At 63.0% G+C, this 23,808-nt stretch carries 21 protein-coding genes; 12 read left to right on the top strand and 9 right to left on the bottom strand.

Going from position 1 to position 23,808, the window contains the following annotated elements; genetic code table 11:
• Positions 1-4: 4 nt before the first annotated feature.
• On the bottom strand, positions 5-283 hold the full coding sequence (locus B5X69_RS13810) for a hypothetical protein (RefSeq protein ID WP_079639300.1): 279 nt from the start codon (positions 281-283) through the stop codon (positions 5-7).
• Between the two features lie 65 nt (positions 284-348).
• Complete coding sequence (locus tag B5X69_RS13805; protein ID WP_139375796.1) at positions 349-600, bottom strand: KTSC domain-containing protein; 252 nt, start codon at positions 598-600, stop codon at positions 349-351.
• 454 nt (positions 601-1,054) lie between these two features.
• Between B5X69_RS13805 and B5X69_RS13800 the strand changes: the two genes are divergently transcribed.
• The 3 genes from B5X69_RS13800 (at position 1,055) to fahA (ending at position 5,700) form a co-directional block, all read left to right on the top strand.
• Positions 1,055-3,286 (top strand): TonB-dependent receptor, encoded by a 2,232-nt coding sequence (locus B5X69_RS13800; RefSeq protein WP_079639299.1) that lies wholly within the window; start codon positions 1,055-1,057, stop codon positions 3,284-3,286.
• A gap of 105 nt (positions 3,287-3,391) precedes the next feature.
• The gene (locus tag B5X69_RS13795; protein WP_245798746.1) at positions 3,392-4,408 is read left to right on the top strand and encodes an alpha/beta hydrolase; all 1,017 of its coding nucleotides are present in this window, start codon (positions 3,392-3,394) and stop codon (positions 4,406-4,408) included.
• On the top strand, positions 4,408-5,700 hold the full coding sequence (gene fahA, locus B5X69_RS13790; protein ID WP_079639297.1) for a fumarylacetoacetase: 1,293 nt from the start codon (positions 4,408-4,410) through the stop codon (positions 5,698-5,700). Before B5X69_RS13795 ends, fahA begins: the two co-directional genes overlap by 1 nt.
• Positions 5,701-5,732: 32 nt before the next feature.
• Here the strand turns inward: fahA and B5X69_RS13785 are convergent, their stop codons facing one another.
• Positions 5,733-6,518 (bottom strand): helix-turn-helix domain-containing protein, encoded by a 786-nt coding sequence (locus tag B5X69_RS13785; RefSeq protein WP_079639296.1) that lies wholly within the window; start codon positions 6,516-6,518, stop codon positions 5,733-5,735.
• Positions 6,519-6,663: 145 nt separating this feature from the next.
• Between B5X69_RS13785 and B5X69_RS13780 the strand changes: the two genes are divergently transcribed.
• The 7 genes from B5X69_RS13780 (at position 6,664) to B5X69_RS13750 (ending at position 13,366) form a co-directional block, all read left to right on the top strand.
• Positions 6,664-7,584 (top strand): beta-keto acid cleavage family enzyme, encoded by a 921-nt coding sequence (locus B5X69_RS13780; RefSeq protein ID WP_079639295.1) that lies wholly within the window; start codon positions 6,664-6,666, stop codon positions 7,582-7,584.
• 22 nt (positions 7,585-7,606) lie between these two features.
• Entirely contained in the window at positions 7,607-8,977 is a 1,371-nt protein-coding gene (locus B5X69_RS13775; protein ID WP_176141617.1) for an MFS transporter, read from the top strand.
• Positions 8,978-9,086: 109 nt separating this feature from the next.
• Entirely contained in the window at positions 9,087-11,015 is a 1,929-nt protein-coding gene (locus B5X69_RS13770; protein WP_079639293.1) for a thiamine pyrophosphate-binding protein, read from the top strand.
• Positions 11,016-11,017: 2 nt separating this feature from the next.
• Positions 11,018-11,401 (top strand): c-type cytochrome, encoded by a 384-nt coding sequence (locus B5X69_RS13765; RefSeq protein WP_079639292.1) that lies wholly within the window; start codon positions 11,018-11,020, stop codon positions 11,399-11,401.
• Positions 11,401-11,781, top strand: a complete 381-nt coding sequence (locus B5X69_RS13760) for a c-type cytochrome (RefSeq protein ID WP_176141616.1) — start codon at positions 11,401-11,403, stop codon at positions 11,779-11,781. The genes B5X69_RS13765 and B5X69_RS13760 overlap by 1 nt, the downstream gene beginning before the upstream one ends.
• A 26-nt stretch (positions 11,782-11,807) precedes the next feature.
• Entirely contained in the window at positions 11,808-12,356 is a 549-nt protein-coding gene (locus B5X69_RS13755) for a carboxymuconolactone decarboxylase family protein (RefSeq protein WP_079639290.1), read from the top strand.
• A gap of 23 nt (positions 12,357-12,379) precedes the next feature.
• Positions 12,380-13,366: an amidohydrolase family protein gene (locus tag B5X69_RS13750; protein ID WP_139375795.1), complete on the top strand. Its 987-nt coding sequence runs from the start codon at positions 12,380-12,382 to the stop codon at positions 13,364-13,366.
• Position 13,367: 1 nt separating this feature from the next.
• Here B5X69_RS13750 and B5X69_RS13745 read toward each other — a convergent pair whose 3' ends face one another.
• From B5X69_RS13745 to B5X69_RS13720, 6 genes are all read right to left on the bottom strand, one after another.
• Positions 13,368-14,348: an ABC transporter substrate-binding protein gene (locus tag B5X69_RS13745; protein WP_079639288.1), complete on the bottom strand. Its 981-nt coding sequence runs from the start codon at positions 14,346-14,348 to the stop codon at positions 13,368-13,370.
• A gap of 91 nt (positions 14,349-14,439) precedes the next feature.
• Complete coding sequence (locus B5X69_RS13740) at positions 14,440-17,454, bottom strand: TonB-dependent receptor plug domain-containing protein (RefSeq protein ID WP_245798745.1); 3,015 nt, start codon at positions 17,452-17,454, stop codon at positions 14,440-14,442.
• Between the two features lie 187 nt (positions 17,455-17,641).
• Entirely contained in the window at positions 17,642-18,523 is an 882-nt protein-coding gene (locus B5X69_RS13735; protein ID WP_079639286.1) for an amidohydrolase family protein, read from the bottom strand.
• A gap of 11 nt (positions 18,524-18,534) precedes the next feature.
• On the bottom strand, positions 18,535-19,560 hold the full coding sequence (locus B5X69_RS13730; protein WP_079639285.1) for an amidohydrolase family protein: 1,026 nt from the start codon (positions 19,558-19,560) through the stop codon (positions 18,535-18,537).
• Positions 19,561-19,577: 17 nt separating this feature from the next.
• Positions 19,578-20,441 carry an NAD(P)-dependent oxidoreductase gene (locus B5X69_RS13725; RefSeq protein ID WP_079639284.1) on the bottom strand — a complete coding sequence of 288 codons (864 nt, stop codon included), beginning with the start codon at positions 20,439-20,441 and terminating at the stop codon, positions 19,578-19,580.
• Between the two features lie 62 nt (positions 20,442-20,503).
• Positions 20,504-21,700, bottom strand: a complete 1,197-nt coding sequence (locus tag B5X69_RS13720; RefSeq protein WP_079639283.1) for a LysR family transcriptional regulator — start codon at positions 21,698-21,700, stop codon at positions 20,504-20,506.
• Positions 21,701-21,794: 94 nt separating this feature from the next.
• Here B5X69_RS13720 and B5X69_RS13715 point away from each other — a divergent pair, with 94 nt between their 5' ends.
• Both B5X69_RS13715 and B5X69_RS13710 read left to right on the top strand, forming a co-directional pair.
• On the top strand, positions 21,795-22,469 hold the full coding sequence (locus B5X69_RS13715) for a 4-carboxy-4-hydroxy-2-oxoadipate aldolase/oxaloacetate decarboxylase (RefSeq protein WP_079639339.1): 675 nt from the start codon (positions 21,795-21,797) through the stop codon (positions 22,467-22,469).
• Positions 22,462-23,517 (top strand): 4-oxalomesaconate tautomerase, encoded by a 1,056-nt coding sequence (locus B5X69_RS13710; RefSeq protein ID WP_079639282.1) that lies wholly within the window; start codon positions 22,462-22,464, stop codon positions 23,515-23,517. The genes B5X69_RS13715 and B5X69_RS13710 overlap by 8 nt, the downstream gene beginning before the upstream one ends.
• Positions 23,518-23,808: the final 291 nt, after the last annotated feature.

Raw genomic sequence — 23,808 nt, 5'->3', positions numbered from 1 at the left:
CGTGTCAGGCTTCGGAAATGGTTTCATCCTCGATTGCCGCGTGGATCATGCGGTCCCAGACCTCGGCATCGCCAACCGCGAGCATCCTTCCGCTCGGCTCGCGAAGGGTCTTGAGCACGGCGAGTGCGACATCGCTATATTCAGGCCAAAGGGCGTCAACGCTCGGTCCCGCGGATGCGAGATCGCCTTCAGCATTCCGGCTGAGCGCGTGGCCCGCGAGCGCCCGCGCGATCCGTTCAACCGGCGCCGTGGCGGCGCGATTGAAATCCCCGTTATCGGTCATATCGGTCTCCCATCTTGCCCGCTGTCAGGGGAAACTCGCCGATCCCCCAGCCGGTTGCACCCCGTTCAACCCCGCCGCGCTTTTGGACCGAACCGGCGCCGCCTGGGATCCCGCTCGAAGCGGAAACGGTCCTTGATGTGCGCGTTGAAATAAGTGCCGGGGGATGGAGCAGCGCAAAGCGCATCGAACAAGGCGCGTGGGACACCAAAATAGAAATAGCAGCCCGCTTCGCGGAATTGGAGACACAGCAGCCGCGCCTCCTCATCATAGGCTGCGCCGCTGATCAGCGAGGAATCGGCAAGGTCGCATGTTCGCATGTCTGGCAAGCGCGTTTTAAAGCTCCCGGTTCCGTTCCTTCCTTGCCAATGGGCAGAAATTCAAAAGGGCCGCCCTCGCGGGCGACCCTTCCATTGTCGTGGCCGATGCGGAGCGATCAGGCGAACCCGACCCCGCGGACGGAGGCCATGCTCATCCTGTCGGCCGTATGCGGCATTGGACAATGAGACATTGGACCACCTCCTTTCGTTTGTTGACGATGACGCGAATATGGGAGGGCTCGCCGCTGTGTTCAAGGCCGCCCTATTTGCAACGCGCGAACCAGGCTCCGCGCAGCCGGGCGCCCGCTGCGCATCCGAGCGATCTGGTGGACACCGCCCCGCTGCGGCGATTGTCGATCTTGTATCTCGCCAGAGGGACAGACTTGTCTGTTGATGTGCGCTTAGGGGACGGCCTCCCGATTGAGGTGCTTGCCACCGCGCTAAAGGAAATCAGATGTCGACCCCAGGCCTTGTGCATTTTTCGTTAGGCGCGCTCGCTATAGCTCTTGCCAGCCCGGCGGCTGCGCAATCAGCCGACACGCCCGCAACAGCTGAGGATGAAGCGCTGGGAGACATCGTTGTTACGGCGCAGCGAAAATCCGAGGATCTGCAGAAGGCCGCCCTCGCCGTCACGGTCGCGACCGGCGACGACCTGATCGACAAGGGCGTCACCAGCGTCCAGCAATTATCCGACGTCACACCCTCGCTCGAGATATCGGCGGCCACCGGCACCTACACCTGGTTCAGCGTCCGCGGCGTGTCCAACACTGGGGCCAACGCGTTCGCCGATCCCGCGCTCGCGGTGAACATCGACGGCGTCTACCTTGCCGCGCCGGCTGCCATCCGCGGGATGATGTTCGACATTGAGCGCGTCGAGGTCCTGAAAGGCCCGCAAGGCACGCTCTACGGCCGCAATGCCACCGCGGGCGCAATCAACATCATTTCGCGCAAGCCGACATTCGAGACGAGCGGGAACCTGACCGCCGAAGTCGGCAACCATGATTCCATTTTTGCGCAAGCGGCTGTCAATATTCCTCTTTCCGACAAGGTAGCGGTGCGCGCGGCGGGCATGAGCAGCAACCGCAACGGTTGGTTCTCCGACGGCTCGGGCGACGATGAAATGGTCGCAGGGCGCGTCTCGCTCCTGTTCGAACCCGCCCAGAATCTCTCGCTTCTGCTTGTCGGCGATTTTGCAAACCAGGGAGGACGCGGTGGAGGCTCGACCATCTACAAGCTTTGCGGCGGCAAACCCTGCTATCCCGGGGGCGCCTGGGCGGGCCTTGCGGATCTGTCCGAGGAGTTTTCCCCTTACGCGGCCCAGACGCGCAACACCTATCTCGACAATGCGTATCGGGGGCTTACAGGTCAGCTCGACTTCGACGCAGACTTCGCCACCTTTACCGTAATTGCCTCGCACCGCTCGGCCGATGTCGACTATGCAAGCACCACGGTTGGCTTCCTCATCAACGAGCAGCAGCAATCCGAGCAGACGTCGATCGAGGCGCGCCTCGCGTCGAGCGGCGAGGGTCCGCTGAGCTGGGTGCTGGGCGGCTACTATCTCAAGACGAAAATGGATGCGCGTTCCCGGACAGAAAACGCAACCGGTCGATCCTTCGGAGACCAGCTTACGAACACGGGTACCACCACCTGGGCAGCGTTCGGACAGGCCACCTTCGCGGTCACCGACCGGCTTCGCGTCGTGGGGGGGCTGCGATACACGACCGAGAAGAAATTTTCGGACACCGAGCGCTACAATATTCCCAATCTGGTGGGCCCCGACCCCATATTCCCCGACATACCGCCAGGTGCACCCATATACGACGTCGATGAAAGCGCCCGGTGGAATGCGGTGAATTGGAAGGCGGGGATTGAATATGATATTTTCGACCGCTCGCTCTTCTATGCAAATGTATCGACAGGCTTCAAAGCCGGCGGCTTCTTCTCGGGCCCCCCGGGGGGCGACACCTATGATCCTGAGCATCTGACGGCCTATGTCGCGGGTCTCAAGAACCGATTTTTCGACAATCGCCTCCAGCTGAATGCCGAACTATTTTACATGGACTATCGCGACCAGCAGATTTCCTACACCAAGCAAGTCGGCACCGCGTCGATCTTCGTGACGGAAAATGCTGGAAAACTCGTCTCGAAGGGCGTCGAAATCGAGGCAGACTGGCTCGCAGCAAGGCACACCCGGCTGAGCGCGCAAATCCAGTATCTCGACGCGGAGTATAGGGACCTCGTTTACTTCACCCCCTTTCCACCGCCGGCGTCGACCGCCTGTGCGCTGACGCGCGGGCTCCCGCAGGGTACTGAGGTCGACTGCAGCGGTCTTGCCGCCCTTCAGTCGCCCAAATGGGCGATTGGCGGCGAAATCGAACAGGGGATTGAGCTGCGCGACGGCGCGATGCTGATCGGGCGGGTCGGAGCCCAATATGAGAGCAATCGCGAAACCCACGTCAATTATCTACCCGATACGATCGCCCGGGCGAACACCCGCTGGGATGCATCGCTGACTTGGGAAGCGCCCGACGCAAATCTGCGGGTGAGCGCCTTTGTTAAGAATCTGACAAATACGGCGACGCCGACCTATTTGCGGCCTTCCTCGACATTCAACGCCAACGGCGCGGTCATCGCCGTTCTCCAGGCGCCGCGAACCTATGGCATAAGGCTCAACGCCAATTTCTAGGCAAATGATGATACGACCTTGCGAGCACATGCGGACGGGAAGGAGTTGAGGTTCTTGAGAGGCTGGGCTGCATTGATCGCTGCGACATGCCTTCAGGGGTGCTCGGTGGCGCCGGAGCCGCCAGCGGCAGGCAATCCGCCATCGGACGATGTCATCACGCTTGTCAGGCAGGGTTCCTTCGAAGCCGGCGGCAGCGTTATCGGGACTGCGGGCGCGACCACGCACTGTGATCATGGCCATGTCGAATATCAAATTCCGCTCGGCCGCCGCGAGACGTCGCTCTTCCTATGGCATAGCTCCAGCGCGGCCGCCTGGCAGCGCCGGTGGGACGGGGGACCAGGCTTTGAATCGATCTTCCTTCGCCGCAAGTTTCCGGTGTACATCTGGGATGGACCACGCGTCGGGCGAGCCAATTTCGGCTGCGTGGCCTATAGCTATACGCCGCCGCAAGGCGCGGACGAAAGCAGCTTCAGGGCTTGGCGCTTCGGGCCGAGCCCCGGGGTCTGGTTCGACGGCGTCCAGTTTCCCACCCGCGATGCGGACGCCTGGGATCAGGCCATGCGCGCGCGCTATGACGAATTCGACACGGTGGAAAATGCCCGGCTTGAAGCGAAGGCAGCCGCTGCCGCGATCGACAGGATCGGTCCCTCGGTGCTGGTCACCAATTCGGCCGGGGGCCTGCGGGCCATGCTCGCCGCGCTCGAAAGCGACAAGGTCGTCGGCATCGTCGCGTATGAAACGCCCGGCCTCGTCTGGCCGGACGATGTCGGCGAGAACCGCCGTGCCGGAAAATATGGGCCAGCCTTTGTCTCTTCTGCCGAGTTCGCAAAGCTCACCCGGATCCCGATCCAGTTCGTATGGGGTGACAATGTTCGCGCATCGGCGACCTGGGGGCCACTTGCGAGAGAGACCGAGCGGCTCGCCGAGCTCATCAACGCGCGCGGCGGCTCCGCTGAAGTGCTGCACCTGCCCGACGCCGGCCTTCATGGAAACACGCATCTGCCCTTTGCCGATCTCAACAACGGCGCCGTCGCCGATCTCCTCTCGCAATTCCTGGCCCTCCATGGGCTCGACCGGCACCCGCGCGAGACCAGCGTCCCCCAAGCGAAAGAGGATAGATAATGCCCGGCCCGCGTATCGATCGCACCCATGACCAGCGCCTGCGCTGCTGGGTTCCAGGTGCCATGGGCCACCAGGATTTTCCCGTGCAGAATTTGCCGATGTGCAGCTTCATTGCGGCCGGAAGATCTCGCGCCGGGGTGCTGATCGGCGATTTTGTGCTAGGCCTTGAATGCCTCGGCGCGACGCTCGGCGATGACGACGCGGATCTTCGGCCGGTTTTCGCTGCGCGCAACCTTGATCGCTTCGTGGCGCTCCCTTCACATCGGCGCGCACGCGTGCGCGCGCTGATTTCAGACTATCTCACCAGCGATCCCGGCCCGACCGCGAAACAGGCGCTGTTTGCCTCGGACGAGGTCAAGTTCACTGTCCCCGCGACGGTTACGGATTTCTCCGATTTTTTTGCCGGCATTCATCATGCGCTGACCGCGGGACGGTTTTTCCGGCCCGAGGAACCGCTGCTTCCCAATTACAAACATGTGCCGATTGCCTATCATGGGCGCAGCTCATCGGTCGTCGCATCGGGCCATCCCGTTCGCCGTCCGAGCGGCCAGGTTGCAGCCCATGGGGCGACCGCTCCCGAGTGGCGCGCGTCCCGCAGGCTCGATTTCGAACTCGAGCTCGCATTCTGGATCAGCGGGGGGAATCCCCTGGGCGAGCCCATCCCTATTGCCGAAGCAGGCGACAAGCTGGTCGGGGTCGGCCTGCTCAACGACTGGTCGGCCCGCGATATCCAGAGCTGGGAAACCAAGCCGCTTGGCCCCTTTCTCGGCAAGAGCTTCCTCACCACCGTTTCCCCTGCAATCGTCACCGCGGAGGCCTTGGCTCCTTTCCGCGCGCCGCAGCCCGCCCGCGATGCGGGCGACCCTGCGCCCCTGCCCTATCTTTTCGATCCCGCTGACCAGGACGCTGGGGCCTTTGACATCCAGCTCGAGGTTGCCCTTGCATCGCAGGCGATGCGCGAGCGGGGCGAGGAGCCCGCGGTCCTCACGCGATCCTCGGGCCTCGACCTTTATTGGACGGTTGCCCAGATGATCGCACACCACAGCTCCAACGGGTGCAACCTGCGCGCGGGGGACGTTTTCGGATCGGGCACAGTGTCAGGCGCGGCCCCCGATGGCCACGGCAGCCTCCTTGAACATACGGGTGGGGGTCGCAGCCCGATTGAGCTTCCCAACGGCGAAAGCCGCCTTTTCCTCGAAGATGGGGACGAGGTGATCTTGCGCGGCTGGTGTAAGCGCGACGGGTTTGCGCGGATCGGCCTCGGCGAAGCCCGGGGAATCATCTTCGCATAAGCCGTCTCGCTCTCGCAGCCAATTGCCGCCGATCAATGAAGGATCAGGTGGGCAAGCTGAAAGGCGCTGCAGATCTCGAGCCTATGGAATGCTCGCTTGCGGTAAGTCTGGACCGAACCGATCCCGACGCCAAGATCAAGCGCCGTTGCTTCGGACGTCATGCCAACGACGGTGCGCGCGCACACCTGGCGTTCTCGCGGACTGAGCGCCGGAAACTCGTGCGCGAACCTCTCTTCCAGCTGCTGGACCGTCAGATGCCCCTTGCGATAGTTCAGCTGCTCCGACGCATTTTTCTGCGCTGCGAGCGGGAACAGAAGACGGCTGAAGGTCGCCAGTGACTGGATTTCCTCCTCGGTAAAGCGCGGCGAGGGCGCGCGCCGGGCCACGTTGAGGATGAACCATTTGTCCTTGAGACGCTCAACAAAGGATATCCGTTCGATGATCGCGGATCTCTCGAAGAAGTCCTTGCGATATTCGGGTTGCTCGATGTCCTCGGGGGCGATGCGCAAGACGACCGTCGTGCCCCCTTCGGTTGCGTTCTCGAGCGCGCGAACGACGGGGTCCCTGGCAAAAAACTGATCGAAATAATCGCCCATTCGATTGGCGATCTGCGCTTCGGTGCGGTGCGCGATCAGCGTCGGGCGCGCAAGCGCCGCCGCGCGCTCCGAGACGTAGAAGCGGTCGATAGGGGCAAGCGAGCTCAGCGCGTCGTCCATCCCTGATTTGCGGTCGCGGCCATCCATCCCGTCGACGACATGCCGATAGGCATTCATCACAGGGCTCGTCAGCTGGGCCTGCGACAGGCTGATCATCTCCATCGGCAATCCTCTCCGATAACCGTTTTGCGAGGCATCGTCGCCCAGTTTGCCGCCACAATCAATAGGCGTCCCCTGTTTAGTAGACAGACGGGGATCAGCCGTTGGGCGTACCGCAGGAGCGAGTTGAACGAAGGACTAAAATTCAATGCAGAACAAAGACAAGCTGATCGTCGTCGCGGCTCTCAACGGTGGCATGCAGCGCGATCGCGAGGGCGCCAAGGTTCCCATCACACCCGCCGAGATCGCCGAGGAAAGCTATCGCGTCTGGCAGGCCGGCGCATCAGTCGTGCACATTCACGCGCGCGATGAAGAGGGGCGCAATTCGAGCGACAAGAAGATTTTCGCCGAGATCATCGCGCGGATCCGCGACAAATGCGACATCCTGGTCCAGACCACCAATGGGATCGGCGTGCGCTATGACAAGGCAACCGGTCAGTTGATCTGGCCGCGCGACGAGGAACGGCTCGGCCTTCTCGATCTCGAGCCGCGGCAGGACCTGTTTGGGATTGCGTGCGGATCAGGCGATTTCTACAATCCCGAAGGCGGCTATACGACCGAAACGCCATTTGTGAACTCGCTCGAGCTGGTGAGCGAAACCGTCCGCCGGGTTCATGAAATGGGTTCCGTCGTCGAGTTCGAGGTGCCGCACGCCGCGGTCCTCCACCGGATGCTGAGGGTAGCCGCGACTGGGGCCTTTGATCCCGAGCAATCCAATCTCTGGATCCTGCACGGTTCAGGGTTCGGCAACAGCCCGCCGCTCGCCTCGCATTTCACCTTCGCCGTCCAAGAAAGCCGGCGCCTCTACCCCAATTCCTTGTGGGGAGCGACCGCGACGGGCAAGGACATGTTCCGCATGTGCACGCTCGGCATTTCGATGGGCGGCGATTCGGTCCGCGTCGGTTTCGAGGACAATATTTATATGCCCGACGGCACCCCAGCCCGAACCAACGCCGACCAGGTCGATGCGATTGTCGAGATTGCGAAGATCTGGGGCCGCGAGCCGGCAAGCGTTCCAGAAGCACGGCGAATCTTCGGACTGGGCGGTGAAGACGCTGGCTCCGCATGATCGCGGCAGGCATCTTCAGGCGATGACAGCAGAATCAGAACCGACCGGCGGCGAAACGATCGACGTCTCCCGATTGATCGACGGCCAGCCGGTCGGGCGGTACCAACTGCTCATCCTTCTTCTGGTTGGCCTTGCAATCATAATGGACGGCCTTGAAAACCGGCTGCTTCCGCTCGCGATCCCGCCGCTCTTGAAGGAGTGGGCAACCACCCGCGAGGCATTTGCCCTCACGACCTCGGTGGGTCTTGCGGGAATGGTACTCGGTACGACCCTCGGCGGGATGATGGGAGACAGGTGGGGCCGGCGCCGGACGATTGTTGGCAGCGTGCTCATATTTGGCGCGGTCACGGCCCTCCATGCGCTCGCGAGCGACGTTCCGGTACTGACCGTGATGCGCTTTCTGGCCGGGCTCGGGCTCGGAGGATTGATGCCTTCGGCCGCCTCGATGTTCGCTGAACTCAGCCCCGGCCGGTCGCGAACCCTGGCGGTCACGATCGGGATGGTCTGCGTGCCCGTGGGCGGGGTGCTTTCAGGCCTACTCGGAGCGGCGGTGCTTCCGACGATGGGCTGGCGCGCGCTCTTCGTGATCGGCGGCTTCATCGCGCTCGCGATCGGCACGATCCTCTTTCTAATCCTTCCTGAATCTCCTCGCTATCTCGCCCGCTCGAGCCGCGATGAGGATCAGCAGGCATTAAGGCTGATTCTCTCCCGGATGGGTCTCCAGCCCGGACCGGGGCGGATCGTCGACGCGAGCGAAGTCTCCGCGGCGCGAACGGCCGCCTTCAGCGAATTGTTCGCGCAGCGCTTCAGGCTCGACACGCTCGGCTTGTGGGGCGCCTTCTTCTTCGCGCTGATGGTCCTTTACATGGAGTCCCAGTGGATGCCGACGATCCTCACCGATCGAGGTTATGGCATCGAGATCGCCAGCATCGCCTCCTCGTGCCTTGCCTTTGGCGGGATGTTCGCGAGCGTGTTCGGGGTCTATGCCCTGTCGCGGCTCGGGTCGCGCGTCGCGCTTATGGGCATGGCCTCCGGCGCAGTCATTCTGACGCTTGGCCTCACCCAATTACCGATGAACCCCGCCTCCTCCCCCTTGCCGCTTCTCATTCTGCTCACGCTCGTCGGCTTTCTGGTCGGCGGAACGCAGATCATGATCTATCCGGTCGCGACACACGTCTATCCCACCTCGCTCCGCTCGACCGGCATCGGCTGGGCCGTCGGGATGGGACGTATCGGCTCGGTCATCAGCCCCTTTGTGGCAACCTCTGCGCTGGCGGCAGGGGGATACCGGCTGTTCTTCATCGCGATGGCTTTCGGGATGGTCTGCGTCGTGCTTTCGCTGTGGACGATCCGCCGTCACGTTCCGGTTCGCGGCACGCCAAACGCGAGCTGAAAGCCGCTCGCTCCCATCCTGTCCCCTGGGCACGAGACAGACCGATGCGTCGTGCTCCTGCTAGAAGCAGGCCATCAACCGGCGCGCGGCCGGCAGGAATGGACGGACGATGACGGGCGGTAGACGGAATTTTCTGAAAACCATGTCCGCAGGCGGGCTGGCCGCCGTCGCGGCATCGGGCAAGGCACGGGCTGCAGCGTCCGGCGGCGGCACCAGCAAGGTCGCCTCGAGCGTGCCGCCCATTCCGGCGGCCGCGCTCGAGACGGCCCCCCTTGAGCCCAGCGAGAGCGTCCAGACCGCGCCCTCCGATGCCGCCCTCAGCGCCTCCGCGAGGGCCCAACCGCTTTACGGCAGCGACTATATGGCCGACTGCCTGCAACACCTTGGCCTCACGGTGATTCCGCAGGTTCCCGGGAGCACCTTTACCGGGCTCCATGAGTCGATCGTCAACCGCGGCATGCTGCGCGAGAAGCCGCTCGATCTCCTGACGGTCACGCACGAGGAAATCGGCGTCGCGTTTGCCCATGGCTATGCGAAGGTCGCAGGCGACGCGACCGCCACGATCGTCCACTCGACGGTCGGGCTCCAGCACGCGTCGATGGCACTCTACAATGCGTGGTGCGACCGCGCCCCGGTGGTCTGCCTTACCGGATCGCTGACCGATCCCGAGTCGCGCAAGAACTGGGTCGACTGGATGCACGCGGTCAGCGATGGACCGGCCCTGACGCGCGATTTCACCAAATTCGATGAAACACCCCGATCGCTGCCTCACTTCACCGAGAGCCTTGTGCGCGGGTACCAGATGGCGATGACCCCGCCGCAAGGTCCGGTGGTGCTTGCGATCGACTTGAACCTGCAGGAGCGCAGGATCGCAAAGGATGAAGCGCTCCCTTCTTTGCGCAAACCCAGAATTTCGGCTCCGCAAGGCGATAGCGGGGGCGTCGCCGAAGCAGCGAAGATGCTCGCACAGGCGGAGAATCCCGTCCTCATCGCTGACCGTACCGCGCGGACAGCCGAGGGATTTGGCGCGCTCATCGAGCTTGCCGAAACGCTGCAGGCGCCCGTTATCGACATGGGCGGCCGGCTCAACTTTCCCTGGCTGCATCCGCTCAATCAGAGTTTCAACCGAGGCGCGGTCCTTCGCGAGGCTGACGTTATCCTCGCAATGGAGGTTCAGGACCTCAGCAATGCGGTGCGGCCGGCGCCGAACGCGAGGCTGATCAGCCTCAGCTCGTACGACTATTATCTCAAGAGCAATTATCAGAGCTTTCAGGCGATGCCCAAAGTCGACCTCGCGATCGCGGGCGACGCCGAGGCGACCTTGCCGGCCCTCCTCGCAGCTCTTCGGGCAGCGATTCCGCGGCGCAGTCGGAGCGCGATCGCCGATCGGGGGGCAAGGTGGGCCGAGGATCGCAAAGGACAGATGGCCAGGGCGCGCCGCGAAGCCGCGCTCGGCTGGAGCATCAAGCCGATCACCACGGGACGCGTCTGGGCGGAAGTCCATGACCAGGTAAAAGACATGGACTGGGCGATCGTGGGGGGATGCCATTTTGAGGGCAAGTGGCCGCAGCAGCTCTGGGATGCACGCCAGCATCACCAATATATCGGCGATTCAGGCGGCTATGGTCTCGGCTATTTGCCGGGCGCCGCTGTGGGCGCGGCCTACGCGCACCGGAGCGAAGGACGATTGCCCATCGTGTTCGGCGGCGACGGCGATTTGCTGATGGCGCCCGGAGCGCTGTTTACCGCGGCCTATCACACCATCCCCCTCCTCTACCTCGTCCATAATAATGGCGGCTATCACCAGGAGATCATGAAAGTGCAGGAGCAGGCCAACGCGCGCGCGCGCGGAATAGCGCGGACGCATGTTGGCAATGTGCTCCCCGGAGCCGACTATGCAAAGCTGGGCGCAAGCATGGGGGTGGCCTCGCAGCGGGTCGTCGAGCCGGGCGATCTGCGCGCCGCGATAGCGCGCGCGCTGGAGGTGGTCGCATCGGGCGAGCCGGCGCTCATCGACATCGTCTCGCAGGGTCGCTGAAGATGCGGTCGTTATTTGTCGCAGGCGCACTCCTCGCACTCGCCGCTGCAACAGGCCCCGTCATCGCGCAGCCGTCAGGCGAGGCTGAACGCCCAATGGAGCAGGCGAACGCCGCGAGGGGGCGCTATCTCTATTTTCAAACCGGCTGTTATGCGTGCCACGGAACCATTGGTCACGGCGCCTTTCTGGCAGGCCCCAAACTGACGCCGCCCCTGATGGCTTTCGAGCCCTTTTCCGCTCAATTGCGCGAACCCGTTGGCCGGATGCCGCGCTACGGCGCCGAGACGATGAGCGACGAGGACGTGGCTGACATCTATGCCTTTCTCAAGGCAATTCCTCCGCAGCCCACGCCCGATTCCATCGACATGTTGAAGGATCCCTCATGATGCGCGGGACACTCGTCGTGGCCGCAGTGATCATGGCTGCGGCTCTCTGGCGTTCGGACGCCCTTCATGCAGCGGGCGGGAGCGCAACGCGCGGAAAACTGGCTTATCAAGATTGCGCAGCGTGCCATGGCGCACGGGGGCAAGGAAGCGATCTCGCCCCGGGGCTGCGCAACATCGTCGGGCGCAAGGTCGCGGACGAGAACGGCTTTGCCTATTCCCCCGCGCTCCGGCGCCATGGGGGAGTGTGGAGCGAGGAGCGCCTCGCCGCCTTTCTCCTGCGGCCCCAGGCGGAAGTGAAGGGCAACCGGATGGCGTATGCGGGCGCGGCTTCGGCAGCCGAGGCCGCGGACCTCGTCGCCTATCTCAAGACGATCAAATAGCCTTCGCCTCAAGGAGAGAAGTCGAGATGGAGAAGCCGAAACCCAGCGCGGCGCGCGATATCGATACTGCGAATGATCGCCGCAGCCTACTGCGCGGCCTGGCGGCAGGGGGAGCAGCTCTCGCCGGAGCGGGGATCGCGGCCAATGCGCAGCCAGCGGTCAAGGGGGCGGCCGCTCCGGGGGTGGGCGAAGGCCCTGCGGCGGTCGATTTCAGCGATGGCCGGATGGAGACCGGCCTCAAGGTCATGCAGCAGATGGGATGGGGCACGAACGAAGGTATTCGCGCGCTCGACGAGGATCTTTGGAGGATCACGACCGAAATCAATTTCGGGACCATCTGGTCGCGCCCGGGACTATCCCTTCGGGATCGCGAAATCATCTGCATGACCACGCTGATCACGATCGGGGCGCCCGGCGTCGCCATGCATTTCAAAAATGCCCACGCGCTTGGGATTACCGACGAGGAGATCGAGGAGATCATCATTCAGACGATCCCCTATGCGGGCTTTCCCCGCGCGCTGAGCGCCATGGCGCTCTTCCGCAAGGTTCAACAAACCGGCGAAGCAAAGCTCTAGTCGCCAAGCACAGCGCCACGCCCGTGTCCGCCGCGACATCACAGCCTGGACTGACGGCGCTTCGCGCAATTCTTGCCGCTGCTTCGCTGTCGATGGCAGGGTGCGCAGGACGGGCGGCGAGCCCTGCCTTCTACGACACGCATGCGCATTTTTTTACTGCGGACACGCAGCATTACCCGCTCGACGCCAAGGGCGCGCGCGAGGGCGAAGGGACGTTGATCGAGCGGGTGCGCGCGCACCCCAATGATGCCGCTCGGGTCTTGCACGAATGGCGCGCGCATCACGTCAAGGGCGGCGTCGGCGTCCAATATGCGAGTGCGTATAAAAGGGATAATCGCTATCTCCTCGAGGTCCACGCGCAGCATCCGCGCGATATCGCCGCGGTGGTGATCCTCGATCCCTTGGCCGATGATACACCCGCAACGCTTGCCCGCATGACCGCGCACGCCGGGATCGCGGGTATTCGCCTGACTGGCACTGCCAGTGCGGAGGGCGACTTCCCCTGGATCAATTCCAGCAAAGCCGACCGGTGCTGGGACGCAGCGCGCGATCTCGGGCTCGTCGTCGTGATCATGGCACTTCCGGCGGCCATGTCGGATAAACAGCTATCCGCTGTCGCCGCGGTTGCGGACCGCTATCCCGACGTTCCGATCGTTCTCGATCATATCGGCTGGGCGCTTGGTCCCGCTCCCGACTACGGCCTGGACATTATCGCGCGGGTCCTCGCGGGCCGGCGCAATGTCTTTTTCAAATTCACGACGATCAATATCGACATGCTCGAAAAGCAAGGAGGAGACAGCGCGGCCTATCTGCGCCGGGCCGTGGATCTTCTAGGGGCCGGCAGAATGATGTGGGGATCCGATTTCGGCAACACCGCAGGACCCTATGCCGAAATGATCGCTGCCATTCAGCGCGCCGGCGTCCAGCTGACGCCGGCAGAACGGCGCATGGTGTTCCGACACACCGGACTGCGTCTCTTTCGAGGCCGCCACCGCCGCGGGCGACGCTAACTCAGCGGGGTCTGTCCCGCGCTTCGTCATAAATGCTGCGGTCGATCAGCGAGGCAAGCTCCCCCCGCGGGCGCGGCGCGCGCCGCTGAAGTCCCGCGAGCCAAACCTCTTCTCGCTCAAGGATATCGAGCATGGCATCGGGAAAGGTGAAGTCGAAGCGGTGGTGCGGCCACGCGGCAGCGACCTCTTCGCGTGCGTAACCGCCCGCCCTTGCGACCATCTCCTGCGCGGCCGCCGGTGCACCGTTCATGGTCTCGGTATCGATGATCAGGCTGCGCACGAAAGTCACTAAGGCGGCTCGCTTGTCCGGGTTCGCGAGCACTTCGGCGGTCGTATTCAGGTTGAACTGCTCGCGATAGAGATCGCTTTCAATGATCACGGCATCCTCCTTGAGCGCACGAATGGCGTTCTCGCTGTGCGGCTCCCAGATCGAGATCGCATCGACCTTGCCCTCGATGAGAGCGTCCGTGATTGCCGAGAAAGGGCGCAGGTCCACAAGCTCGACGTCATCGAAAGACAAGCCCTCGCTCTCCAGCAATCGGTGGAGAAAATAGCCCGACGAGCTGTCAGTCATCGTCGCGATGCGCTTGCCCTTGAGGCTCGCGGCGCCCGAGATGCCGTGGGATTTGCGCCCGACGATCCGGTAAAGCCCTTCGGCGATCCGCCCGATGATCCGCAGATCGGGCCGATCCAGAGAATAGATGAGGAGCTGGGTTTCCGCGTTGGTCGCAAGGTCCCCGGGATCCTCTTCCGTCACCAGGCTGCGCACCCCGCCATGGCGCACGCCGCCGGCCCCCGGATATAGCTTCTCATGGGTGAGACGCACCGGCGCCACTTCGATTACGCCTTCGGCGCCATATACGGCCAAGGGCACGGCTCCCTCGCTGAGGGGCCGCGTCGACGTGCAGGCCGCAAGCGACAGCGCGAAGAGCGCCAGCGCTGCCAGGCCGACCCCGCGAAAGGGCGAAAAGGACAATTTCATGGGCCGGCTCCCGTTGGGATGTAAGGCAGAAGACGCCCTCCCCCCCTTATCAAGCCGCAATAGGAGGGATGGGCGCCGGCAGCGGTCGGTGTCAGAACTTAAGCCGCGCGCCCACCTTCCACCGCATCCCCAGCGTGTCAAAGTGAATGGGGTTGGTGGGGTAAGCCGATCCCAATGCTGCGCGCCCCCCGCCGGGTGCGACCGGCGGGTCCTTGTCGAAAAGATTGTCAACGACGCCGAACAGTTCGAGCGCCTCTGCGCGCCCGAATGCGGGCAAGGCATAGCTCATGCCAATCGAGACGTACGTCGCAGACTTGACCCGATTGGTCGAGATGCTGTCGGGAAGGGAGGGATCATAGCCAGAATCTTCGGGGCCCGTCTTGGTTACGTCGAGCTTCCCGCTGCCGACATGCCGGACCGCGGTCGTCGCGGTGAAAGGGCCGTTCTTGTATGACAGGAATCCGGTCCAGCGCCACTTGGGGGCGGGATTGAAGTCGTTATTGTCGCGCTGCTGCGCGGATTGGCCGGCGAAGTCGATCGCGGGCGCGTCGGTGGAGGGCTGAATCAGGAAATCATATTGATAGGTCCCAAGTACGCGCAGGTTGAGCTGCCCCGCGGCCCGCGCGAAAACCTTGTCGAGGGGAATCCGGTACTCCATCTCGATATCGACCCCTCGCGCGGTGAACCGGCCGAGGTTGACAAGGCGCGCATCGATGAAGGTGATATCAGTCGGGCTCGCGTAGGTGATGCGGTCGCAAAAGACATTATAGTCTTCGCAGTAATCGACGATCTGCTGCCGGGCGACCGCAGTGACCGCATTGGCGATCTTGATCTGGTACCAATCGACGCCGAGCCTCAACCCCGGGATGAACGAAGGTTCGAATACGGCGCCCACGGTCGTCGTATCCGCCTTTTCCGCGCCGAGCGCGAAGCTTCCGCCGTTGATGACCTCGGTATCGTCGTCGCCGAGGCCCGGCGAGCCGGGAATATTGCCATTGTCTACGATGCCCTGGGGAGAACCCGCTTCCGCAACCGCCTGGATTTCGAACAGTTCGCGAAAGCCCGCTACACGAATGTCGCGCGATCGCGTTGCCCTGAAGCGCAGCATGTCAAAGGGCTGGTATATACCTCCGATCTTCCAGCTGAAGGCGTTGATCGTCTTTTTCTCGTCGGTGACAAGATTGTGGCTCGTGTTGCGCGTCCAGCGCCCGGCAAGGTCGATCTCGAGCGATCGTCCGATCGGACTGTCGCGGAACACCGGAACATTGATCTCGCCGAAGGTCTCGATGACCTTGATCGAACCCGCATAGTCAAGGCCGAACGTCAGGCCATAGTCTTCATAATTGGGAATGTCGTGGTGATAAACGTCGCCATTCTCGCTGCGAAAATCGACGCCGGCAGCGAGACCAACTGGGCCAGCATCCCGCCCCTCGAACAGCGCCCCGCGGATCGACACCGAGGCGGCGTGCTGACGGAACTTGAAATCCTCATAGATGGGCCGGTAGACGTAATCGATGGCTTCCTGCGAAAGATTGGATGTGCCAAAGAGGTTCATCGGCACGCAGCCCTGCGAGACCGGGTCGGGATCGGCTTCGAGCGTCTCGGCGCAGACGATATTCCCGGTATTGGGATCAACAACTGCATCGAGGGCGTAGATGAAGGGTGTATTGACGCGCGCCCGGTCGGCCACCTGCTTGCGCGTATTGGTCCCATATTGGTAATAGGCATCCACAACCCAGCTGCCGCCGAGATCGCCCTTGACGGCAAGAAGGCCGCGGAAAATATCCGCTTCGATCGAATTGGTCGTCTTCACCTGCTGGTCGAAATCCTTGCCCAGGCTAAACGAAGCGCCGTTGAGCAGGGTTCGCAGTTCCTCGGGCAGGAACGCGTTGTCGGCATTCACAAAATAGGTCGAGCGGATGCCGGTCGTCCCGATACGCGCACTGGACTCCCGGTGGGCGTAGGTGAGCTCGGTCGACAGCGTCCAGTCGGGCGTCACCTCGAAGCTGCCATAGCCATATCCGACCACGCGTTTGACTTCGGCGCGCAGCGCGGAGTCTGCATAGATGGATTCGCCTTCGCCGCCCTGGCGCGAATTGAGCCCATTCGCGGCGACAAAACGCCCCTGGTCGAACGGGCGGATCGACAGCCCATCTTCGGAAAAGATCATGTTGCGCGCGCCGATGGGCGCCGGGCCACGATTTCGGGTCACGCCGCGGCTGTCGTTTGCTGCCAGTTTGGAGTTGGGTCCGACGACAAAGTTCGGAAGCCCGTAGCCAGGTGAACCCGGCACATTGTAGCCCGATGGCGATCCGTCGATCAGAACATTCTCTTCGTTGGTGAAGATGTCCCAGCTTTCAGCGCACCAGTCGCGCACCTCGGAACAGGCGCCGATCCCCCCCTGCTTCTGATATTCGAGTGCGACCGCAAAATGCCCGCGATCCTGGGCAAAGGATGAACCATAGGCGGCCGAGCCGAACCAGCTCTTCCCCTCGCCGCGCGAGGTCTGGCCATAGTTTACCTCGCTTTTGAAGCCCGTGAATTTCTGATCGAGGATAATATTCACCACCCCCGCCACCGCGTCCGAGCCATAAGCAGCCGAGGCACCGCCGGTGACCGTCTCGACCCGTTCGATCAGCACCGAGGGTATGACGTTGAGATCGACAGCGCCGCCATCAGAGCTTGGCACAAAACGCCGTGTGTTCACGAGCGTCAGCGTGCGGGTTCCCGAAGCTGGGTTGAGGCCGCGCAGGTTGACGAAGGACGAGCCTGCGTTCGCGCTATTGAGATATCCCACATTTGTGTCGGACTGCGCAGGAAGGTTCTGCGGAATAAGGCGGATCATTTCGCCAATGTTATTCTGCCCGAGATCTTCGGTGAGGTCAGAGCCTATGACAGTCATCGGCGTGGGGGCATTGAGCCCCGATCGGGCGACGCGCGACCCGGTTACGATGATCGCTTCGCCCGGGACCCCGTCAGCGGCGCTATCCTGCGTCTCGCCGGCAGCCGGGGCCGCAGCATCCTGCGCGATCGCAGGGGCCGGCAACGAGGCGAGGCTGACGATTGCTACCGACGACAGCCAATGGCTCGCATTGATTCTTCTCACATATCCCTCCCTGGAGCGGTTATTTTGCCTAGGGGTATCATGGGAAAAATCACGCGTCTGTCCCCGCACCGGGATACATGGGCGGCTCGCACCATAGGCCCGCCTCGGTCTGCTTTCGCGCGCAGCTTCGTGCGCCGGGGCCTTGGCCTGGGGGTGAATGAAGCGAGGCCCCGTGCGCCGCTGCGCTTCAAATGTCCGGCCAGTAGAGCCGCATCGGATTGTCGACGAGCAGCTTGTGCTGCAGCGCGGCGGTGGGTGCGATACGCGGGATCATGTCGACGAGCCAGGCGTCATCGGGCATATGGCCCACTAGGTTGAGATTGGGGTGCGGCCAGTCGCTGCCCCAAAGAACGCGGTCGGGAAAGCGTTCGACAACCGCTCGCCCGAAGGGCACGAAATCATCGTAGGCAGGGGGTCCGTTCAAGGAGAGGCGTTCCGGGCAGCTCACCTTGGACCAGATATTGCCGCGCTCCATGAAGCGCAGGAACTGCCCAAACTCGGGCCCGTCGGCCGGCTTTGAAAGATCTGGGCGGCCCATATGGTCGACAACGACTATTGTCGGGAGCGACACAAAAAAATCCCACTTCTCTGCAAGATCTGCCGCCTCAAAATAAATCACGACGTGCCAGCCGAAGGGAGCAATCTTGTCGATCAGGCGGCGGTAAAATGCATCAGGCCTGGGATCGACGAGACGCCTCACATAGTTGAACCGCACGCCGCGCACGCCCGCGGCGTGCATCGCGGAAAGCTCATCTTCGCTTACGTCCGGCCCGATGGACGCAACCCCGCGGGCACGCCCTCCCGAATGCGCGATCGCATCGAGCATCGCCCGATTATCCTCGCCATGGCACGTCGCCTGCACAAGGACGCTGCGCGTAAACCCCATGCGGTCCCGAAGTGCAAAAAGCTCATCGCGCCCCGCGTCACAAGGCGTGTATTTGCGCGTGGGCGCGTAAGGAAAAAGCGCGCCCGGGCCAAACACGTGGCAATGCGCATCGACCGCCCCCGGCGGCGGAACATAGGCGGGGAGTCCGGGTTCAGGATGAAAGGGAAGCCAGTCCGCATCCATTACGAAGCCGCTCAAAGCCCCCGCCCCCTCAACATCGCATCGAGCCGCGGAAAGACGCGGCGCGCATTGCCTTCATAAATGGCATGGCGCTCGCTATCCGAGATGGGGAGCGCGTCGACATAGCGTTTGGTATCATCGAAATATTGGCCCGTCGCCGGATCAATGCCCCGGACAGCGCCGACCATCTCGCTCCCGAAGAGGATGTTCTTCTTGTCGATCACGTCCGCCAGAAGATTGATCCCGGCCTGATGATAGACGCAGGTGTCGAAATAGATATTGTTCATCAAATGGCCTTCGAGCGCCGGTTTCTTCAACATGTCGGCAAGCCCGCGATAGCGCCCCCAATGATAAGGAACCGCGCCGCCCCCGTGCGGGATGATGAAGCGCAGGGTTGGGAAGTCAGCGAACAGATCGCCCTCCAAGAGCTGCATGAAGGCGATCGTATCGGCGGCGAGATAATAGCCGCCCGTTGCATGAAGGCCCGGATTGCAGCTCCCCGACACATGGATCATTGCCGGAACATCAAGCTCGACCATCGCTTCATAGAAGGGATACCAGAAGCGATCGGTCAGCGGCGGGTGACTGAAATGCCCGCCGCCTGGATCGGGGTTGAGATTGCAGCCGACGAAGCCGAGCTCCTCGACGCAGCGGCGGAGCTCGGCGATGGATCCCGTCATGTCGGCGGCGGGATTCTGCGGCAGCATGCATACCCCGACGAAAATGTCGGGATAGAGCGCAGCACAGCGCGCAATAAGATCATTGTTCGCGCGTGCCCAGGCGGTCGATACCGCCTCGTCCCCAACGTGGGGCGCCATCGCCGATGCGCGCGGAGAAAAAAGCGTCATGTCGGCGCCGCGTTCGTGCAAGAGACGCAGCTGATTGGCTTCGAGCGATTCGCCGATTTCGTCGTCCGAGATCTGCGGATAGGCGGGGGGCGCCTTCCCCGCCCGCCAGGCCGAAACTTGCGCCTCGCGCCAAAGAGCATGCGGTCCAGGGGCGGTTGTATAGTGCCCGTGGCAATCGATCACGAGGGACATGGCAGGTACGCCTCCAGTCATTGTCGAAGATGGGCCGATAAAAGAGAAAGTTTCGCCGGCAAGCCTGCGGGCGCGTCCCCGCCAGCCGCGCCGGCGGCGCGCTGGCAGGCGGTTGTGGCGCGGCTCATTTTGCCATCCACGCCAAGCGCTTCGAGCGACGCTACCACCTCGTCCATTTCAGCAGCACGGCGCGTTCCGTGGAGGATCATTCGGTCAAGATTATAGTCGAAGCGGGCACCCCAATCGGCACCAGGCCAGCTTGCATCAAGCGAGGCGATGACGGTTTCGAGCACCCCTGCCGCATGCGCGGCGAGCGCGCATTCTGCGCTCAGCGCCTCAATGCCCTTGATCATTACCGAGCGTATCATCTTCACCGATGAGGCCGCACCGACTGGCCCGGGTAGGAGCGTGATGTCCCCAAAGCCTGCCGCGCACAGCATATCCGCGCCTTCCCTGGCCCAGGGACCGCTGACGAGAAGTGGAACTTCGGCGCCCTTGCCGGCTACCGGTGCCATGATCGCGACATCGACATAGCGCCCGCCGCGTGCTTCGATCACGGCGGCAGCTTCCCGCTTGGTGTGAGGAGCGGCGCTGTTCATGTCGAACCAATAGGAGCCTGCCGGAAGGGCCGCTGCGGCTCTTGCCGCAGCAACGCATTGATCGGCGGTGACCAATGAGAGCGCCGCCGTGCAGCCCCCGAGCGCCGCGGTCGGGGACGACAGTCCCACAACGCCCGCTGCACGATATTCGCGGAATTTCGCCGCGTGGGTGGCCTCGTCGTCCGTCTTGCGATCATAGGCTGCGATCTCGCACGCACGCAGCGCGGGCCGGAACTGCTGGGCAGCTTCACCAAAGCCAATGAAGGACAATCTTGCGATCATTCCCCCTGATGCGCAGCGCGGTGCGCACCGGCCAATTCAAAGCGACGGCGCGCCATAAGATTTTAGGAATGATGGTTTGCCGCGACGCTATGCAATATTTCGAGAAATCGTTTTTGGAGATCCGTCGGCCGCCACGCCGGCCGGCTCGCAATGCCGATCGGGCGGGTCAGACGCTCACCAATTGCATCGCGATGCTCGAGTAGCCCCGCTTCGATTTCGGTTGCGACCTGATCGGGCGAAAGGAGGGTCAGGCAATCGCTGGCCAGCAGGATACCGCGGATCGTCATCACCGACCCGCAGGCAATCGGCGCTCTTATCTCGGGAAACCCGCTGAACATCATCTGCCAGTGGGCACGCAGCGGAGTGCGATCGCGGCCGATGATCCAGGGATATTGGGCGAGTTCCGCTAGCCCCGTTCCGGCTTTCAGCGCCGGGTGGCCCGCGCGCCCGACAATCGAAAGCCGGTCGACGAAAAGCGTTTGCTGAAGGAGTCCGTAAGGAACCGGGTCCTCGCGCAGCGCGCCAATCATGAGGTGGATTTGCCCGTCGCGCAGCGGATCGATGAGTTCTCGCCACGAGCCTTCGACAATGTCGATCTGCGCACGGGGGACCTCAGAAATGAGAGTCGCGAGCGCTGCCGGGAGTAACCAGCTGCGGCAAAGCGGCATCGCGCCGATCACGAGGCGCCCGCGCTCTCCCGCGCCGGGCGAAACGCCCTCGATAGCCGCCTCGAGCTCAGCGCGCGCGAGCCGGATCCCTCGCGCCAGTCGCTTGCCCGCGCTTGTCAGGCCGAGACCGCGGCCTCGTCGCTCGACGAGCCGGGCACCGACAATCTGTTCAAGATCGTGAACCGCGCGATGGATTGCCGACGGCGCGCCCTCGTTCTGACGCGCGGCCTCGACATAACTGCCCGCGTCGGCGAGCTTGACGAAGGATCGCAGCTGCGCCGAGGTCAACAGCCGATCGGGACGGGAAAAGCCTCGAGCGCTGCGCGGCGCGGGAGGCACGCCCTCGCCGAGATAATGGAACATTGTCGTGAGCCGTTCGGAGAAGGCTGCCCCTTCGCGCGTCGCGATCATCCCGTCGTTCCGGCGGTCGAAGAGGACAACACCCAGCTGCCTTTCGAGCTTGGCGAGGCCCTGTGTGAGCGCCGACTGCGACAGGTTCGCGGTCTCGGCCGCCGCGACCAGGCTTCCGCGCGCGACGATTTGCGGGATGGCGCGAAGGTGGCGGAGATTGAGGTCGAAGGGATCAGGCATGAGCGCCCTCTATCACAAAAACTTATATCGATATTCGAAATCGACGTTGCCCGCTTTCGCTTCCCGCCGCCATGATCATCCCAGGGAGACGAAGATGTCCGGTATCGTTGTTCAAAATATTCCGCGCGCCGATCCGGCAGTTATCGCCGGTCTCGAGAAGCTTGGCGTCGCGACCGTGCACGAGGCGCAGCGGCAGACCGGACTCCTCTCGAGCCGGCTTCGCCCCATCTATTCGGGTGCACGAATAGCGGGATCCGCCGTGACGATCCTTGCGCGCCCCGGGGACAATTGGATGGTCCATGTTGCAATCGAGCAGTTGCAGCCGGGCGATATTCTCGTGCTGTCTCCGATGAGCCCGTGCGAAGACGGCTATTTTGGGGATCTTCTCGCGACCTCGGCGATGGCGCGCAGCTGCAAGGGCCTCGTCATCGATGCCGGTGTGCGCGATGTCAGCGATCTTGCCCGGCTGAATTTTCCGGTCTGGTCTAAAAGCATCTCGGCGCAAGGAACCGTCAAGATGACACTGGGCAGCGTCAATGTCCCGATCGTGTGCGGCAACGCCTCGGTAAAGCCGGGGGACGTGATTGTCGCGGACGACGACGGCGTTTGCGTCGTCGAGCGCGCGAGCGCGCCAGAGATACTCGAGGCCGGGCGTCAACGTGAAGCGAATGAAGTGAAAAAGCGCGAGCGCCTCGCGGCCGGCGAGCTCGGGCTCGACATCTACGACATGCGCGAGACTCTCAAGGCGCACGGATTGCGCTATGTCTGAGGGCGTGCGCGCCATGTGGATGCGCGGCGGCACTTCGAAAGGCGGATACTTCCTGAAGGAGGATCTTCCCTCAGATCCCGCCGCGCGCGACGCCTTTCTCCTCCGCGTCATGGGGTCTCCCGACCTTCGACAGATCGACGGGATGGGGGGCGCCGACCCCCTCACGTCCAAGGTTGCCGTGATTTCACGCTCGTCCCGTCCCGGAATCGACGTCGATTATCTCTTTTTCCAGGTCTTCGTCGACATGGCAATCGTGAGCGATAGTCAGAACTGCGGTAACATCCTTGCGGGCGTTGCTCCCTTCGCAATCGAGCGGGGTCTGGTGACACCGCAGGGCGAAGCCACGCGCGTTTCGATCTTCATGGAGAATAGCGGGCAATCTGCGATCGCGACCGTGCAAACCCCTGGCGGGATGGCCTCATATGAAGGCGATGCGCGGATTGACGGCGTACCGGGGACGGCTGCGCCGATTCTGCTCGAGTTTCGCAATACCGCTGGATCGACCTGTGGCGCGCTCCTTCCGACCGGGAACATCGTCGATGTGATTGAAGGCGTCGCCTGCACGCTCATCGACAATGGGATGCCGTGCATCGTGATGCGGGCCGATGCCCTCGGCGCCACGGGCTACGAAGATCGCGATACCCTCGACGGCTCTGCCGCACTCAAGACGCGGATCGAGACTATCCGCCGTCTGGCCGGGCCCCTCATGAATCTCGGCGATGTCACGGACAAGCCTGTCCCCAAGATCATGCTGGTCGCTCCGCCCCGCAGCGGCGGCGCGGTCACGGTGCGGAGTTTCATCCCCCACCGCGCGCACGCCTCGGTTGGTGTGCTTGGCGCGGTAAGCGTGTCGACAGCATGCCTCTTGCCTGGCAGCCCGGCTGCAGAGGTTGCGACCGTTGAAGGGGGAGCAAGCAAGACATTGGCCGTCGAGCATCCGACCGGGCAGCTGACCTGTGTCATGGCAACAGGCCGCGACGGGGTCATCGAGAGCGCCGCGCTCTTGCGAACTGCCCGAAAACTGATGGACGGCCACGTCTTCGGCTGACGTGCTCACCGCGGATATCGCGAGCGCCTTATTCTGAGCGCGCCGGATGGGCCACGACACCATAATAGCTCGGAATATTCTCGATGCGGGTGTGCGCTCGGCGTTACCGACGAAAAGGGTCGCGTCCGTCAAGGTGGTGTATTTCGGCTGTGGCCGTGGACCATCGTCAGGCGGCTTTGGCGGTGATGTGTAGGGACTGATTTTCCTCCTCGATCATGGGTTGGTTGAGCTCGGCCATGCCTTCGATCTGCATGTAGCGATGCTGGAGTTGCCACTCGTCGTTCTGCTCCA

Origin of the sequence: Sphingopyxis flava, from assembly GCF_900168005.1 — a bacterium.
GTDB classification, from domain to species: domain Bacteria; phylum Pseudomonadota; class Alphaproteobacteria; order Sphingomonadales; family Sphingomonadaceae; genus Sphingopyxis; species Sphingopyxis flava.
This window is presented reverse-complemented; position numbering and strand designations above follow the sequence as displayed.

Coding starts and splice junctions, on each gene's coding strand:
- B5X69_RS13715 (WP_079639339.1), top strand. CDS start 21,795: ATGTCCGGTATCGTTGTTCAAAATATTCCGCGCGCCGATCCGGCAGTT.
- B5X69_RS13725 (WP_079639284.1), bottom strand. CDS start 20,441: ATGATCGCAAGATTGTCCTTCATTGGCTTTGGTGAAGCTGCCCAGCAG.
- fahA (WP_079639297.1), top strand. CDS start 4,408: ATGCCCGGCCCGCGTATCGATCGCACCCATGACCAGCGCCTGCGCTGC.
- B5X69_RS13810 (WP_079639300.1), bottom strand. CDS start 283: ATGACCGATAACGGGGATTTCAATCGCGCCGCCACGGCGCCGGTTGAA.
- B5X69_RS13775 (WP_176141617.1), top strand. CDS start 7,607: ATGACAGCAGAATCAGAACCGACCGGCGGCGAAACGATCGACGTCTCC.
- B5X69_RS13755 (WP_079639290.1), top strand. CDS start 11,808: ATGGAGAAGCCGAAACCCAGCGCGGCGCGCGATATCGATACTGCGAAT.
- B5X69_RS13720 (WP_079639283.1), bottom strand. CDS start 21,700: ATGCCTGATCCCTTCGACCTCAATCTCCGCCACCTTCGCGCCATCCCG.
- B5X69_RS13800 (WP_079639299.1), top strand. CDS start 1,055: ATGTCGACCCCAGGCCTTGTGCATTTTTCGTTAGGCGCGCTCGCTATA.
- B5X69_RS13735 (WP_079639286.1), bottom strand. CDS start 18,523: ATGGATGCGGACTGGCTTCCCTTTCATCCTGAACCCGGACTCCCCGCC.
- B5X69_RS13805 (WP_139375796.1), bottom strand. CDS start 600: ATGCGAACATGCGACCTTGCCGATTCCTCGCTGATCAGCGGCGCAGCC.
- B5X69_RS13730 (WP_079639285.1), bottom strand. CDS start 19,560: ATGTCCCTCGTGATCGATTGCCACGGGCACTATACAACCGCCCCTGGA.
- B5X69_RS13785 (WP_079639296.1), bottom strand. CDS start 6,518: ATGGAGATGATCAGCCTGTCGCAGGCCCAGCTGACGAGCCCTGTGATG.
- B5X69_RS13710 (WP_079639282.1), top strand. CDS start 22,462: ATGTCTGAGGGCGTGCGCGCCATGTGGATGCGCGGCGGCACTTCGAAA.
- B5X69_RS13760 (WP_176141616.1), top strand. CDS start 11,401: ATGCGCGGGACACTCGTCGTGGCCGCAGTGATCATGGCTGCGGCTCTC.
- B5X69_RS13745 (WP_079639288.1), bottom strand. CDS start 14,348: ATGAAATTGTCCTTTTCGCCCTTTCGCGGGGTCGGCCTGGCAGCGCTG.
- B5X69_RS13770 (WP_079639293.1), top strand. CDS start 9,087: ATGACGGGCGGTAGACGGAATTTTCTGAAAACCATGTCCGCAGGCGGG.
- B5X69_RS13765 (WP_079639292.1), top strand. CDS start 11,018: ATGCGGTCGTTATTTGTCGCAGGCGCACTCCTCGCACTCGCCGCTGCA.
- B5X69_RS13780 (WP_079639295.1), top strand. CDS start 6,664: ATGCAGAACAAAGACAAGCTGATCGTCGTCGCGGCTCTCAACGGTGGC.